This is a genomic window from Janthinobacterium sp. 1_2014MBL_MicDiv, assembly GCF_001865675.1.
Lineage (GTDB): Bacteria > Pseudomonadota > Gammaproteobacteria > Burkholderiales > Burkholderiaceae_D > Janthinobacterium.
Genome location: NZ_CP011319.1, coordinates 1,454,284 through 1,469,428, shown reverse-complemented (window position 1 = coordinate 1,469,428; position 15,145 = coordinate 1,454,284). Strand labels below are relative to the sequence as shown.

Sequence of the window (15,145 nt, the reverse complement as noted above, 5' to 3'; positions counted from 1 at the left end):
CAGCTGCGTCTTCTGGCAAGGGGTACCAACTACATTGCCCCGGCGGCTACGCCGGGGTGCTACGGTGCTTACAGGTCCAGCAACAGGCGTGCAGGATCTTCCAGCGCTTCTTTCATCGCCACCAGGCCCAGGACGGCTTCGCGGCCGTCGATGATGCGGTGGTCGTAGGACATCGCCAGGTAGTTCATCGGACGCACCACGATCTGGCCGTTTTCCACGACGGCGCGGTCCTTGGTCGCATGCACGCCCAGGATCGCCGATTGTGGCGGGTTGATGATCGGGGTCGACAGCATGGAGCCGAAGGTGCCGCCGTTCGAGATCGAGAACGTGCCGCCCGTCAGGTCGTCCAGGGTCAGCTTGCCTTCCTTGGCTTTCGCGCCGAATTCACCGATTTTTTTCTCGATGTCGGCGATCGACAGCTGGTCCGCGTTGCGGATGATAGGCACGACCAGGCCGCGCGGCGAACCGACAGCGATGCCGATGTCGAAGTAGCCGTGGTAAACGATGTCGTTGCCGTCAACGGAGGCGTTGATGATCGGGTACTTTTTCAGGGCGGCGACGGCAGCCTTGACGAAGAAGGACATGAAGCCCAGCTTGACGCCGTGCTCTTTCTCGAACTTGTCCTTGTACTTGTTGCGCAGGTCGATGACCGGCTGCATGTTCACTTCATTGAACGTGGTCAGGATGGCGTTCGTCGATTGCGATTGCAGCAGGCGCTCGGCGATACGCGCGCGCAGGCGGCTCATCGGCACGCGCTCTTCCGGACGGTCGCCCAGGCTGGCGGCCGACGGCGTGGCAACTTGCTGCAGGGCCGGCTTGGCGGCGGCTGGCGCCAGCGGCGCAACGGCAGGCTTGGCGGAAGCGGCCAGGGCGTCGCCCTTGGTCACGCGGCCATCTTTGCCCGAACCGGCGACGTCGCCAGCGGACAGGCCTTTTTCGGACAGGATCTTGGCGGCGGCAGGCATGGCCACGTCGCCTTTGGTGGCGGCGGCAGGCGCCGAAGCGGTCGAAGCGTCTTGTGCGGCGGCAGCCAGGGCTGGCGCGGCAACGGCCGACACTTCCATCGGGCTGACCTTGGCCGAGCCGTCGGTATCGATGATGGCGATGACTTCGCCGGCAACGACGGTGGCGCCGTTATCCTTGATGATCTGGATGATCACGCCAGCGGCTGGCGCAGGCAGTTCCAGCACAACTTTGTCGGTTTCGATATCGATCATGTTTTCGTCGCGCGCGACTGGTTCGCCGACTTTCTTGTGCCATGCCAGCAGGGTCGCTTCCGCAACCGATTCCGACAACTGGGGAACTTTGACTTCGATTTGTGCCATGTAAAACTCCGTTTATTTTGTTATTGCGGCGCCGCCCCTGCGTAGCAAGGGCGGCGCTCCGTCATCATATACTGGTCAGGCGCCGCGCAAACCGCGCAGCGCCCGTTGTCCCGCCACTTACTTGGTCAGGATAAAGCCCTTCAGCTTCGAGAATGCCGTTTCCAGCAGGTCTTTTTGCTGGGCGTAGTGCTTGTCATAGTAACCGACGGCAGGCGACGCCGAAGCAGGACGGCCGGCATACGCCAGACGCTGACCCGACTCCAGGCCTTCGAAGATGTTGTGCTGGATCTGGAACCAGGCGCCCTGGTTTTGCGGCTCGTCCTGGGCCCATACGACTTCGACCAGGTTCGGGAACTTCTTCAGTTCAGCAGCAAACGACTTGTGCGGGAACGGATACAGCTGTTCCAGGCGCACGATCGCCGTGTCGGTCTGGCCGCGTGTCTTGCGTGCGTTGACCAGGTCGTAATAGACCTTGCCCGAGCAGGCGATGACGCGTTTGACTTTCTTGGCGTCGATTTTCTCGTCGACTTCGCCGATGACGGTCTGGAAACCGCCCTTGGCCAGGTCGGTCAGCGGCGAACCGGCATCCTTGTTGCGCAACAGCGACTTCGGCGTCAGGATGACCAGCGGCTTGCGGAACTGGCGCACCATCTGGCGACGCAGCAAATGGAAGATCTGCGACGCCGTCGTCGGCTGCACCACTTGCATGTTGTTGTCGGCGCACAGCTGCAGGAAACGCTCAGGACGCGCGGACGAGTGCTCAGGACCCTGGCCTTCGTAACCGTGCGGCAGCATCATGACCAGGCCCGAAGCGCGGCCCCATTTCACTTCGCCGGAGCTGATGAATTGGTCGATCACCACTTGCGCGCCGTTGGCGAAGTCGCCGAACTGGGCTTCCCAGATCGTCAGCGTGTTCGGTTCAGCGGTCGAGTAGCCGTATTCGAAGGCCAGTACGGCTTCTTCGGACAGCACCGAGTCGATGACGGTGAACGGTGCCTGGTTGTCCGACACGTTTTGCAGCGGAATGTAGGTACCCGCATCCCAGCGCTCGCGGTTCTGGTCATGCAGCACGGCGTGGCGGTGCACGAAGGTGCCGCGGCCCGCATCCTGGCCCGTCAGGCGGATGGCGTAGCCGGACGATACCAGCGAAGCGTAGGCCAGGTGTTCGCCCATGCCCCAGTCCAGGTTCATTTCGCCGCGGCCCATGGTGGCGCGGTCGCCCAGGACCTTCTCGACCAGCGAGTGGACCTTGAACTCTTCCGGCACGGTGGTGATGCGCGTGGCCAGGCGTTTCAGTTCCGTCATCGGCACGGCCGTATCGGCCGAGTCCGTCCATTTCTTGTTCAGGAACGGCAGCCAGTCGACGGCGTACTTGTTCTTGAAGTTCGAGATGACTGGATCGACCGTGTGCTTGCCGGCGTCCATGGCGTCGCGGAAGGCGGCAACCATCTTGTCGCCGCCGTCGGCAGGAATCACGCCTTGCGCTACCAGCTTGTCCGCGTACAGCTTGCGGGTGCCCGGGTGCTGGCCGATGCGCTTGTACATCAGCGGCTGCGTCAGTGCCGGCGTATCCTGCTCGTTGTGGCCAAGCTTGCGGTAGCAGATGATGTCGAGGACGATGTCCTTCTTGAATTCCATGCGGTAGTCGAGCGCGATCTGCGTCGCCAGGACCACGGCTTCCGGATCATCGGCGTTGATGTGCAGGACTGGTGCTTCGATCATCTTGACGACGTCCGAGCAGTACAGGGTCGAGCGCGAGTCGCGCGGATCCGAGGTGGTGAAACCGATCTGGTTGTTGATCACGATATGCACCGTGCCGCCCGTGCCGTAGCCGCGGGTTTGCGCCAGATTCAGCGTTTCCATGACCACGCCCTGGCCGGCGAAAGCGGCATCGCCGTGCACCAGGATAGGCAGCACTTGCGCGCCGTGCACGTCGCCGCGGCGGTCCATGCGGGCCTTGACGGAACCTTCGACCACCGGGTTGACGATTTCCAGGTGCGACGGGTTGAACGCCAGCGACAGGTGGACCGGGCCGCCCGCGGTGGAGATGTCCGACGAGAAGCCTTGATGGTACTTCACGTCGCCGGCAGGCAGGTCGTCGCCATGCTTGCCTTCGAATTCTTCGAACAGTTCCTGCGGCGCCTTGCCCAGGGTGTTCACCAGCACGTTCAGGCGGCCGCGGTGGGCCATGCCGATCACGATTTCCTGCACGCCTTTTTCGCCGGCGCGCTGGATGGTTTCATCCATCGAGGCGATGAAGGTTTCGCCACCTTCCAGGGAGAAGCGCTTCTGGCCCACGTAGCGGGTGTGCAGATAGCGTTCCAGGCCTTCAGCCGCGGTCAGGCGGTCGAGGATGTGGATTTTTTTCTCTGGGGTGAAATTCGGGGTGGAGCGGATCGATTCCAGCTTCTCTTGCAGCCAGCGCTTCTCGGCCGGATCGGAGATGTACATGAATTCGGCGCCGATCGAACGCGTGTAGGTGTCGCGCAGATAGTTGAGCAGATCGCGCAGGGTGGCGGTCTCGGGGCCAAAATAGGTATTGCTGATATTGAACACGGTGTCCATGTCCGCATCGGTGAAACCGTAGAAGCTCGGGTCCAGTTCCGGGATCATCGGACGTTCCTGGCGTTGCAGCGGATCCAGGTTGGCCCAGTGCGTGCCGAGGTAGCGGTAAGCGGCGATCAGCTGCGTGGCGGCGACGCGCTTGCGGCCCATTTCAGCATCGAAGGAAGCGGTCACTGTCCGGATCGGACCCGCCTTGGCGCGCTCGGCGAACGAGGCGACGACGGAGGCATGCGCCACGTCAGGCTTGTTGGTACCGTCGACGGCAGGCACGTGCTGCATGGCATCGAAGTAAGAACGCCAGTTATCGGGCACCGAGCCTGGATTGTTCAGATACGCCTCGTACAGGTCTTCCACGTACGGAGCATTCCCACCAAACAGGTAGGAGTTGGTCGTTAATTGCTGCATATATTGCTCACCTTTCTTCGCGCTTCGCGAGATTAGCGGGTTAATCTAACCTTCCGCGACACGGCCTGACCGGTTAGCGGATTGCACATCAAGTTGTGGGGAAGGGCTTTTTTATTGCACCAGCATTCTGCATACCGTCATTTAGAATAGCACGCGGTATTGTAACGCAACAACCGCTCGTTGAATTTTATTTGGCAAGCAAATGTAAGCTCTGTTGTTGATTTTCCCGGGCTTGCAAGCCTGTCACTGTTATGCTTACAACACATCGGCGGCCCTGCCGGCATGCCGCTTGCGCCCAACTGGTCTGCCCGGCAACGGCCCCGCCGCGATGGCTGCCAGCCAATCGGGATCGCCGGCAAACCACTCCACCAGGAAGTCCAGCATGGTGCGCAGCAGCGGCGACATGTGCTGGCGCGACGTATAGACGCCATAGATGCCCATGTCCTGCGGCTGGTATGCGGGCAGCAGCTCCACCAGCTGCCCGCTGGCGATCAGCGGCGTGGCCGAAAAGCGCGGCTGCATGGCGATGCCCGCCCCCGCCACCGTCGCCACCAGCAGGACCAGCGACTCATTCGCCGACAGGCGGCCGCTGACGGGGACAGTGAGCGCTTCCCCGTTGTGCGTGAACTGCCACAGGCTCTTGCCAAAATAGGTATACGTCAGACAGTTGTGCAGGGCCAGGTCTTCCGCCCGCCGTGGCGTGCCGTGCGCCGCCAGGTACGATGGTGCGGCGCACACCACGGAAGCGCAGCTGGCCAGCTGGCGCGCGATCAGGTTCGGTTCGAGCGCATTCGTGATGCGGATCGCCAGGTCGATGCGCTGCTCGACCAGGTTGACGGCGCGGTTCTCCATCTGCAGGTCGACAGCGGCGCGCGGGTAGCGCCGCAGGTAAGCGGTCACTGCGCCAGCCAGCGCCGTCTGCGCCAGCGATTGCGAGCAGGTGATGCGCAGCAAGCCGTGCGGCGTGTCGGCGCCCCCGGGCGCGGTGACGGCCATGGCGCCGGCCAGTTCCAGCATCTGCCGGCAGCGCGCAAGCGTGGCGTCGCCCGCATCCGTCAGGCTCAGCCGCCGCGTGGTGCGATGCAGCAGGCGCGCCCCCGCCCACTGCTCCATCTCGGCCAGGTAGCGCGTCACCATGGCGCGCGACATGTCGAGCGCATCGCTGGCGGCGACCATGCTGCCGCGCTCGGCGATGGCGACAAACACTTGTGCGGCGGTGATACGGTCCATGCGGGCACTCCCTTGATTCGCTCGATTCATGCAACTAAGTATTGCAATCTACCCTATTTGTCGCACATAGTCGAAAGGATAATATGTGCTGGTGATAACAAATAACGAGAAAAACACATGTTGTCGAACTCCACCCTGCATGACCGCCAGGGCGCCGGCAGGCCCTTCGGCGACCGCCGTGCCCCGCGCCGCGCCGACGGTGGCTTTGCCATCGAGCGCCTGGGTAGTACGCGCTCACCCTCCATCCTGTTGAGCGGTTCGCAGGAAGCCATCCTCGTCAACGCGCAATTCCTGCACAGCGATGCCGTGCACGTGGCGCAAACGATACAGGCGGCCGGCAGGCGCCTGAGCGCCATCTATATCAGCAACGCCGAACCGCAGGCGTATTTCGGCCTGGGCGTGCTGCAAGCGGCCTTTCCGCTGGCGCGCATCCTCGCCAGCGGCGACACGGTCGCCGCGATCCGCCGCCAGGCCGGCGCCCGCGTCGCCCACTGGGGCGGCATTCTCAAGCACAACGCGCCGCGCCGCATCGTCGTGCCGCACATCCACGATGGCGCCAGCCTGCCGCTGGAAGGCGTCAGCGTGTGCCTGCAAACGCTGCTGGCGGAATTCGACTGAGCCAGCACGCCAGACTTACAGCGCCGCCAGGAAGCGCACATAGTCGTGCGCGCTGCTCTCCAGCCGCTCCGCATAGCCAGCCTCCTTTGGCCCGTCTTCCGCGCCATAGAAAGCAAAGAACGGGCGCTTCTCGGCGCCCACATAGTCCAGCGTCACGTCAAAAGGCGCCAGCAACTGCGCCAGCGTGACTCTCCACTTGCCCTCCGGCGTGAAGTCTTCCTGGCGAATACCCGCAGTGACGGCCAGGGCCACCTTGCGGCCCTTGAAGGCTACGCCGCCCGTGCCATACGCCCAGCCATACGCCAATACGTCGTCGAGCCACTTCTTCAGCAATGGCGGACAGTTGAACCAGTACAGCGGGAACTGCAAGACCACGTTGCCGTGCGCCTCCACCAGCGCCTGCTCCTGCGCCACATCGATGTTGCCGTCAGGATAAGCCTGATGCACATGGTGGATTGTGTAGCGCTGCGGATGGCGCGCCAATTCCTGCAGCCAGCGCTTGTTGGCCACGGACTTGTCGATCGCGGGATGGAAGACGATAACCAGCGTTTTCATAGTGCTTCTTTCACGGGTGTGGGGTCGGTGGCGCCGCCGCACCGCATGCACCGGAAAGCAGGCAAGCCGCCACCCTGCCCCGAAGCGCGCCATCGCGCCTCCAGAGGCGTATGCAGCATACCCATGGCAGGTATATTTCACAAGTACGCACAGCCACTACGCATACAATAGGAAAAGTAAGTGACCAGCACGCGAGAAAGCCCCGGCAAGGCGCAATTCGACCTGCGCGTCAGGCCGGCTGGTGCTGTTCGCCCCACTCGCACAAGGTATGGAGCACGGGGATCAGCGATGCCCCCTTGCTGGAGAGGAAATACTCAACCTTGGGTGGCACTTGCGGGTATTCCTTGCGGATGATCAGCGCATCGGCTTCGAGCTCCTTCAGCACGACGCTGAGGGTCTTGAAGGCAATGCCGCCGAGATGCCGCTTGAGTTCATTGTGGCGCAGGACCTTGTTTTCAGCGAGCGCGTACAGGATCAGCATCTTGTATTTGCCGCCGATCAGCGACAGGGTGTAGCCGAATCCCGTCTCGCCCAGGGTCACGCCGCTGGGCGCGCATATGTCTTCATTCATCACGTTCTGTTTCCGGTTTGCCTGGGTGGAGCGTAGCAGCATTGCCTGCCAGCGGCTATTGATCGGCTATTTTTAACGCGCGCATGAAAAAAGCGAGCCCTCGGGCTCGCTTTTGCGCGCCGGGCCGCAAGGCCCGGCAGGAACGGCTATGCGGCGAAACTTAGGCGCGCTTGGCCAGTGGCAGTACTTCGCGCGTGGTCGAGCCGACGAACAGCTGACGCGGACGGCCGATTTTTTGTTCCGGATCGGCGATCATCTCGTTCCACTGGGCGATCCAGCCGATGGTGCGGGCCATGGCGAAGATACCGGTGAACAGCGACACAGGGATGCCCAGCGCCGATTGCACGATGCCCGAGTAGAAGTCGACGTTCGGGTACAGCTTGCGCGAAACGAAGTATTCGTCGTTCAGTGCAATCTTTTCCAGTTCCATCGCCAGCTTGAACAGCGGGTCGTCTTGCAGGCCCAGTTCGTTCAACACTTCGTAGCAGGTTTCACGCATCAGCTTGGCGCGCGGGTCGAAGTTCTTGTACACGCGGTGGCCAAAGCCCATCAGCTTGACGCCGGAGTTCTTGTCCTTGACTTGCTCGATGAAGGCAGGGATGTTCTCGACGGTGCCGATTTCCTTCAGCATGTTCAGTGCCGCTTCGTTGGCGCCGCCATGGGCAGGGCCCCACAGGCAGGCGATGCCGGCAGCGATACAGGCGAACGGGTTGGCGCCCGACGAACCGGCCAGGCGGACGGTCGACGTCGAGGCGTTTTGCTCGTGGTCCGCGTGCAGGATCAGGATGCGGTCCAGGGCGCGCACCAGCACGTCGTTGACCTTGTAGTCTTCGCACGGGTTGGCGAACATCATGTGCATGAAGTTGGCGCTGTACGACAGGTCGTTGCGCGGGTACGTGAACGGCTGGCCGATCGAGTACTTGTAGGTCATGGCGACCAGGGTCGGCATCTTGGCGATCAGGCGGATGGCCGACACTTCGCGGTGACGCGGGTCGTTGATGTCCAGCGAATCATGGTAGAACGACGCCAGCGCGCCGACGGTGCCGACCAGGATCGACATCGGATGCGCATCGCGGCGGAAGCCACGGAAGAAGAATTGCATCTGCTCGTGCACCATCGTGTGCTTGGTCACGGTGTCGACGAACTTGGCTTTTTGCGCCGCGTTCGGCAATTCGCCGTTCAGCAGCAAGTAGCACGATTCCATGAAGTCGGCGTTGACGGCCAACTGTTCGATCGGGTAACCGCGGTACAGCAGTTCGCCCTTGTCGCCGTCGATGTAGGTGATCGACGAATTGCACGAGGCGGTCGACATAAAGCCTGGGTCGTAGGTGAACTTGCCGCTACCGGCGTACAGCTTGCGGATGTCGATGACGTCCGGGCCTACGGTGCCTTTGTAGATGGGAAATTCAAGCGATGGGCTGCCATCGGAGAACGACAGGGTAGCTTTTGTGTCAGAGGTATTCATGGGCTCTTCCTTCTCGGGAGTGAGTCGAAATTAAAATCAAAAATTCTGGCTGCAATTCGCAACGCAATTCGGCGTTGCTACAGCGCGCCACTCGCACCGTTTGCAATATATCGCCCAGGCGTCTAGGCAATGCGCAGTCGTTGCAGCAGTGCATGCACATGCGGCAGATCGACTTCGCCTTCCGGCTCTTTACGGGCCAGTACCAGATCCATTAACGCATTGTCCGATAAATCCAGCAAACGCGTCAGCGCGTCAACTTCTTCATCGGTCAATTCGGTTTCATACGCATCGAGAAAACGGGTCAGGATGATGTCGTTTTCCAGCAGGCCACGGCGTGAACGCCAGCGCAGGCGGGCGCGGTTGGCCGGGTCGGCCTGATGCGAGGACAAAATTGATTCTGTCATTTGGTTTACCACTTTACATGTGCCTTGCGGCACGGTGCTGCTTTGCAGGCGCCGCCTGCCAGGAAGCGAGGATACCCTCTTCCGGCAAACGGCGCCCGGCGGACGCGATCAGACGAATCAGATCGCGCGGCGGACCATCAATTCCTTGATCTTGCCGATCGCCTTGTTCGGGTTCAACCCTTTCGGGCAAACGTCGACACAGTTCATGATCGAGTGGCAGCGGAACAGACGGTACGGATCTTCCAGGTTGTCCAGACGCGCACCGGTGGCTTCGTCGCGCGAATCGGCGATGAAGCGGTAGGCTTGCAGCAGGCCGGCAGGACCGACGAATTTGTCCGGATTCCACCAGAACGACGGGCACGACGTGGAGCAGCAGGCGCACAGGATGCACTCGTACAGGCCATCGAGTTCTTCGCGCTGTTCCGGCGTTTGCAGGCGTTCTTTTTCAGGCGGGATCGAATCGTTGATCAGGAACGGCTTGATCGAATCGTACTGCTTGAAGAATTGCGTCATGTCGACGATCAGGTCGCGGATGACTGGCAGACCTGGCAACGGACGCAGCACGATAGGCTCGGTCAGTTCGTTCAGGTTGGTGGTGCAGGCCAGACCGTTCTTGCCGTTGATGTTCATCGCGTCCGAACCGCACACGCCTTCGCGGCACGAGCGGCGCAGGGCCAGCGAGTCATCGACGTCCGACTTGATGCGCTGCAGTGCGTCGAGCAGCATCTTGTCGGTGTCTTTCAGTTCGACCGTCAGGTCTTGCATGTACGGCTTGGCATCCTGGTCAGGATCGTAGCGGTAGATTTTAAATTTGAGAGTGCGTGCCATGGTATAGCCTTAGAAAGTACGTGGTTTCGGTTTGAAGGTATCTACCGTCAGCGGCTTGGTCACGACTGGCTTGTATTCCAGTCGGTTGCCTTCCGAATACCACAGCGTATGCTTCATCCAGTTGTCGTCGTCGCGGGTCGGGTGGTCGTCCTGGGCATGGGCGCCGCGCGATTCCTTGCGGGCGGCTGCCGAGACGATGGTCGCTTTCGCCGTTTCGATCAGGTTGTCCAGTTCCAGCGCTTCCACACGGGCCGTGTTGAAGACCATCGACTTGTCCTTGAACGACACGTGCTTGCGGCGCTCGTCGAGCTTCATGATTTCAACCACGCCCTGCGCCAGCATCGCGTCGGTACGGAACACGCCGCAGTATTTCTGCATCGTGGCGCGGATTTCATTCGCCACGCCCTGCACGGTTTCCGTGCCGGTCGAGTTTTCCAGGCGCGCCAGGCGGCCCATGGCGAAATCGGCAGCGTCGGCTGGCAAAGGCTTGTTTTCCTTGGCTTTCAGGCCGCTGTTGACGATGTGGTTGCCGGCCGCGCGGCCGAAGACCACCAGGTCCAGCAGCGAGTTCGTGCCGAGGCGGTTGGCGCCGTGCACCGAGACGCAGGCGCATTCGCCGATCGCGTACAGGCCGTTGACGACCTTGGCCGAATTATCCGGACCGGTCGGGGTGACGACCTGGCCGTGGATGTTGGTCGGGATGCCGCCCATCTGGTAGTGAATCGTCGGCACGACAGGAATCGGTTCCTTGGTGGCGTCGACGTTGGCGAACTTGTGGCCGATTTCCAGAATCGACGGCAGGCGCTTGGCGATGGTATCGGCGCCGATATGGCGCAGATCCAGCATCACGTGGTCCTTGTTCGGACCGCAGCCGCGGCCTTCCTTGATTTCCTGGTCCATCGAACGCGACACGAAGTCGCGCGGCGCCAGATCCTTCAGGGTCGGCGCATAGCGCTCCATGAAGCGTTCGCCTTCGCTATTGATCAGGATGCCGCCTTCGCCGCGCACGCCTTCGGTGATCAACACGCCCGCGCCGGCCACGCCGGTCGGGTGGAACTGCCAGAATTCCATGTCCTGCAGCGGCAGGCCGGCGCGTGCCGCCATGCCCATGCCGTCGCCGGTGTTGATGAAGGCATTCGTCGAGGCGGCGAAGATGCGGCCTGCGCCGCCCGTTGCCATGACCGTCGTCTTTGCTTCCAGGATCATGCATTCGCCGGTTTCCATTTCCAGCGCGACCACGCCGATCACGTCGCCTTCGGCGTCACGGATCAGGTCGAGTGCCATCCATTCGACGAAGAAGTGCGTGCGGGCGCGCACATTGCGCTGGTACAGCGTGTGCAACAGGGCGTGACCGGTACGGTCGGCTGCCGCGCAAGCGCGCTGCACCGGCTTTTCGCCGAAGTGGGCCGTGTGGCCGCCGAATGGACGCTGGTAGATGGTGCCGTCAGGGTTGCGGTCGAACGGCATGCCGAAGTGTTCCAGTTCGTACACGACCTTCGGTGCTTCGCGGCACATGAATTCGATGGCATCCTGGTCGCCCAGATAGTCGCCGCCCTTGACGGTGTCGAACATGTGCCAGAACCAGTTGTCTTCGGCCATGTTGCCGAGCGACGCGCCGATACCGCCCTGTGCCGCGACAGTGTGCGAACGGGTCGGGAAGACTTTGGACAACACTGCGACGTTCAGGCCGGCTTCAGCCAGTTGCAGCGACGCGCGCATGCCGGAGCCGCCGGCGCCAACGATTACCGCATCAAAGCGGCGGGTAGGGATTGCAGATTTATATGCTGCCACGATTACACACTCCAGAGTATCTGTACCGTCCAGGCGGCACAAGCGATCAACCACAGCATGGTGGCAATTTGCAGGGTCATGCGGAGGCCAACGCTTTTCACGTAGTCCATCCAGATATTGCGTACGCCGACCCATGCGTGGTAGAACAGGGCGACGAACGTCACCAGGCTGAATAATTTGAACCATTGCTGCGCAAACAATCCTGCCCAGCCTTCATAGCTGAAGTTGCTGCCGGTAAGGAAGGCGATCAGCAGGATGGCGACATAGGCCACCATGACGAGGGCGGTGACGCGTTGCGCCAGCCAGTCGCGCAAGCCGTAGTGGGCGCCGACGACGAGGCGTTTCGGTCCGATGTTATTGTTTGCCATTAAAATACTCCAAACAGTTTCAATGCGACCAGGGCGGTCAGTACCAGACTGATCACCAGCACGAACTTGGCCGTGTTGCGCGCGGGTTCTTTCTCGGCGGCGACGTGCACGTCCATGAGCAGGTGGCGGATACCGGCACAGAAGTGGTGCAGGAAGGCCCAGACCAGAGCGAGGGTGATCAGCTTGACGAACCAGTGCGAGGCGATGCCCTGGAAGTAGGCGTAGGACATTTCGGAACGCAGGCTCAGTTCCAGCATGTACAGGATGCACGGCAGCAGGGCGAAAATGATGATGCCGCTGATACGATGCAGGATCGAGACGATGGCGCCGATAGCCATGCGGTAATTCGACAATTCGGTAACATGGATGTTACGGAATTGCGGCCGTTCTTTTTTTGGTACTTCTCTTACGGCTTCAGACATAACAAAAACCTCCCCTTTGAATTTCAACTAAATATTGAAGCCGCGATTTTCGCCGATTTTCGCAACCCATACCAATATCTATTGTTACATATAACCAAAATGGTTTTTTACTACAAAATACCGCGCTACTTTCCGTAGTTCACGTAATTTAGTTACAGAATCGCAGGCAAAGCACAGCCCGCCGGGGCTGGCCACGCTTTGCCTGCGCACTCTGTTGTCTCCAGCGCCCGCCTTGCGGCGCGCACTTTACAAGCGATGTACTTCAGCCTTGCCGCTTGTGCGGGCGCCCGCGGGCGCCCCGCTGCTTCAGCTGAGTTCATTCTGATAATGATGACGACTGGTCAGGTACAAGCCCCGGCGCAGTTCGACCGGCTTGTCGCCGTAGGTAAACGACACGCGCTCGGAACTGAGCAAGGGCGTGCCGAGGTCGATATTCAACAGTTGCGCCGCGCCCGCGTCGGCGCACACGGCGCGGATCTGCTCGGACGCACGTATCATGCGCGTGCCAAATTCCGTTTCAAACAGGCCATACATGGGGCCCTTGTATTCCACCAGGCGCTCGGCAGTCAGGCCCTTGAAGATCAGGCCCGGCAGCCACAGTTCCTCGACGATCGTCGGCACGCCGTCGAAATACTGGACGCGCTTGATGAAGATGACGGCGTCGCCGGACTTCAGGTCCATCAGGCGCGCCACGTCGGCCGGCGCGCGCACGCGCTTGACCTCGATAAACTTGCTTTCTGGATAATGCGGCACGCCTTCGTCCGGCACCAGGCGCAGGAAGCGGAAATGCGCGCGCGCCTCATGGTGGGTGGAAACGAAGGTGCCCTTGCCCTGGCGGCGCATGACAAGGTTCTCGGCGGCCAGCTCATCGATGGCCTTGCGCACCGTGCCCTGGCTGACCTTGAAACGGCCGGCCAGCTCGACTTCACTGGGGATCAGCTCGCCCGGCTTCCATTCGCCCGATTGCAGGCTCTGCGTGATGAGCGCCTTGATCTGCTGATATAAGGGACTGAAGGTGGGCGAGGCGTTCGCCACAGGCATGACCACGGCAGTGGTATTGACGCTGGCGACAGGGGGGGAAACGCTGGCGGCCGGTGCCGCAGCAGGCGCGGCCGGGGTGCCCGCGGTCGGACTGACCGCCCCGCTTGCAGCAGTGGCATTGTTGGTCAGATTGGACGAGGCGGAATTCATAGTCCGACATTTCAACACAAATCACTGCCCGCGTCCAGTAAAACACTCGCAGTTATCTGTCTTATATAAGACATAAGATATGATTGACAGATAGAGATCGGAGGCCTAAACTGCCCTCGATAAAACTTGTGAGCCAGCGTTTTATGTTGTCGGCCAGCCACTCTGGTCTCGAGCAGCACAGGCGTGACGGCAGCGTACACCAGCAATTCGGTGGCGCCGGCCGGTTTTGGTATCATTATAGTTTTTCCGGATAAGCGTAAGCCCAGCTTCAAGCCCGTTTTCTTTCCCATTTTTGGAGATTCATCATGGCTAAAACCCCAATGCGTGTTGCAGTGACCGGCGCCGCCGGCCAGATCGGCTACGCCCTGTTGTTCCGCATCGCCAATGGCGACATGCTCGGCAAAGACCAGCCTGTCATCTTGCAACTGCTTGAAATCCCGGACGAAAAAGCCCAGAAGGCGCTCAAGGGCGTGATGATGGAAATCGACGACTGCGCCTTCCCGCTGCTGACGGAAATGACCGCCCATTCCGATCCGCTGACCGCATTCAAGGACGTCGACGTGGCCGTACTGGTCGGCGCGCGCCCACGCGGCCCAGGCATGGAACGCAAGGACCTGCTGGAAGCGAACGCACAGATCTTCACGGTGCAAGGCAAGGCGCTCGACGCCGTCGCTTCGCGCAACGTGAAAGTCCTGGTGGTCGGCAACCCTGCCAACACCAACGCCTATATCGCCATGAAATCGGCGCCATCGCTGCCAGCGAAAAACTTCACCGCCATGCTGCGCCTGGACCACAACCGCGCCCTGTCGCAAGTGGCTGCCAAGACCGGCACCGCCGTGAAAGATATCGAGAAGCTGACCGTCTGGGGCAACCACTCGCCAACGATGTACGCCGACTACCGCTTCGCCACCGTGAACGGCAAGGCTGTGAAAGACCTGATCAACGACCAGGAATGGAACGCCAACACCTTCCTGCCTACCGTCGGCAAGCGCGGCGCGGCCATCATCGAAGCGCGCGGCCTGTCGTCGGCAGCGTCGGCAGCGAACGCCGCCATCGACCACATCCATGACTGGATGCTGGGCACCGCCGGCAAGTGGACCACCATGGGCGTTCCTTCGGATGGCTCGTATGGCATTCCTGAAGGCACCGTGTTCGGCTTCCCTGTCACCACCGACAACGGCGAGTACACCATCGTTCAAGGTCTGGAAATCGATGCATTCTCGCAAGAGCGCATCAACCTGACCCTGAAAGAGCTGACCGAAGAGCGCGAAGGCGTGAAACACCTGCTGGCATAAATCCAGTCCTGGCGGCGCGGCGTATGTTGCGCCGCCCGCCAAGCAGGCCGCTCCGCGCACGTCGCGGCGCGGCTGTTTTATCAAGTAGTCTTTACCTGCAGAAATGCCTTAA

Annotated in this window: 14 protein-coding genes; 2 read left to right on the top strand and 12 right to left on the bottom strand. The window is 61.2% G+C overall.

Translation table 11 applies throughout. The features are described 5' to 3' along the window. Window positions 1-68: 68 nt before the first annotated feature. From odhB to YQ44_RS06430, 3 genes are all read right to left on the bottom strand, one after another. Window positions 69-1,325 (bottom strand): 2-oxoglutarate dehydrogenase complex dihydrolipoyllysine-residue succinyltransferase, encoded by a 1,257-nt coding sequence (odhB, locus tag YQ44_RS06440; RefSeq protein WP_071322683.1) that lies wholly within the window; start codon window positions 1,323-1,325, stop codon window positions 69-71. Between the two features lie 117 nt (window positions 1,326-1,442). After that, window positions 1,443-4,295, bottom strand: coding sequence for a 2-oxoglutarate dehydrogenase E1 component (locus YQ44_RS06435; RefSeq protein WP_071322682.1), 2,853 nt, complete (start codon window positions 4,293-4,295; stop codon window positions 1,443-1,445). A 255-nt stretch (window positions 4,296-4,550) separates the two neighbouring features. Continuing rightward, a complete protein-coding gene (locus YQ44_RS06430; protein ID WP_071322681.1) occupies window positions 4,551-5,525 on the bottom strand; it encodes a LysR family transcriptional regulator in 975 nt (324 codons plus the stop codon). Between the two features lie 117 nt (window positions 5,526-5,642). On the opposite strand from YQ44_RS06430, the gene YQ44_RS06425 reads away from it, so the two are divergent. Further along, on the top strand, window positions 5,643-6,143 hold the full coding sequence (locus YQ44_RS06425) for a hypothetical protein (protein ID WP_071322680.1): 501 nt from the start codon (window positions 5,643-5,645) through the stop codon (window positions 6,141-6,143). 15 nt (window positions 6,144-6,158) lie between these two features. Here the strand turns inward: YQ44_RS06425 and YQ44_RS06420 are convergent, their stop codons facing one another. From YQ44_RS06420 to YQ44_RS06380, 9 genes are all read right to left on the bottom strand, one after another. Beyond that, window positions 6,159-6,698, bottom strand: coding sequence for an NAD(P)H-dependent oxidoreductase (locus tag YQ44_RS06420; protein ID WP_071322679.1), 540 nt, complete (start codon window positions 6,696-6,698; stop codon window positions 6,159-6,161). Between the two features lie 229 nt (window positions 6,699-6,927). Beyond that, a complete protein-coding gene (locus YQ44_RS06415) occupies window positions 6,928-7,269 on the bottom strand; it encodes a winged helix-turn-helix transcriptional regulator (protein WP_071322678.1) in 342 nt (113 codons plus the stop codon). A 160-nt stretch (window positions 7,270-7,429) separates the two neighbouring features. Beyond that, window positions 7,430-8,734 carry a citrate synthase gene (gene gltA, locus YQ44_RS06410; protein WP_071322677.1) on the bottom strand — a complete coding sequence of 435 codons (1,305 nt, stop codon included), beginning with the start codon at window positions 8,732-8,734 and terminating at the stop codon, window positions 7,430-7,432. Between the two features lie 122 nt (window positions 8,735-8,856). Continuing rightward, window positions 8,857-9,138 carry an FAD assembly factor SdhE gene (locus tag YQ44_RS06405; protein ID WP_071322676.1) on the bottom strand — a complete coding sequence of 94 codons (282 nt, stop codon included), beginning with the start codon at window positions 9,136-9,138 and terminating at the stop codon, window positions 8,857-8,859. 117 nt (window positions 9,139-9,255) lie between these two features. Further along, a complete protein-coding gene (locus YQ44_RS06400; protein WP_071322675.1) occupies window positions 9,256-9,966 on the bottom strand; it encodes a succinate dehydrogenase iron-sulfur subunit in 711 nt (236 codons plus the stop codon). Window positions 9,967-9,975: 9 nt separating this feature from the next. After that, the gene (gene sdhA, locus YQ44_RS06395; RefSeq protein ID WP_071322674.1) at window positions 9,976-11,757 is read right to left on the bottom strand and encodes a succinate dehydrogenase flavoprotein subunit; all 1,782 of its coding nucleotides are present in this window, start codon (window positions 11,755-11,757) and stop codon (window positions 9,976-9,978) included. A gap of 2 nt (window positions 11,758-11,759) precedes the next feature. After that, window positions 11,760-12,125: a succinate dehydrogenase, hydrophobic membrane anchor protein gene (gene sdhD / locus YQ44_RS06390; RefSeq protein WP_071322673.1), complete on the bottom strand. Its 366-nt coding sequence runs from the start codon at window positions 12,123-12,125 to the stop codon at window positions 11,760-11,762. Further along, window positions 12,125-12,547 carry a succinate dehydrogenase, cytochrome b556 subunit gene (sdhC, locus tag YQ44_RS06385; protein ID WP_071322672.1) on the bottom strand — a complete coding sequence of 141 codons (423 nt, stop codon included), beginning with the start codon at window positions 12,545-12,547 and terminating at the stop codon, window positions 12,125-12,127. The genes sdhD and sdhC overlap by 1 nt, the downstream gene beginning before the upstream one ends. Window positions 12,548-12,853: 306 nt before the next feature. Beyond that, window positions 12,854-13,738, bottom strand: coding sequence for a GntR family transcriptional regulator (locus YQ44_RS06380; RefSeq protein WP_156894716.1), 885 nt, complete (start codon window positions 13,736-13,738; stop codon window positions 12,854-12,856). Between the two features lie 305 nt (window positions 13,739-14,043). Between YQ44_RS06380 and YQ44_RS06375 the strand changes: the two genes are divergently transcribed. Further along, the gene (locus YQ44_RS06375) at window positions 14,044-15,033 is read left to right on the top strand and encodes a malate dehydrogenase (protein ID WP_034789110.1); all 990 of its coding nucleotides are present in this window, start codon (window positions 14,044-14,046) and stop codon (window positions 15,031-15,033) included. Window positions 15,034-15,145: the final 112 nt, after the last annotated feature.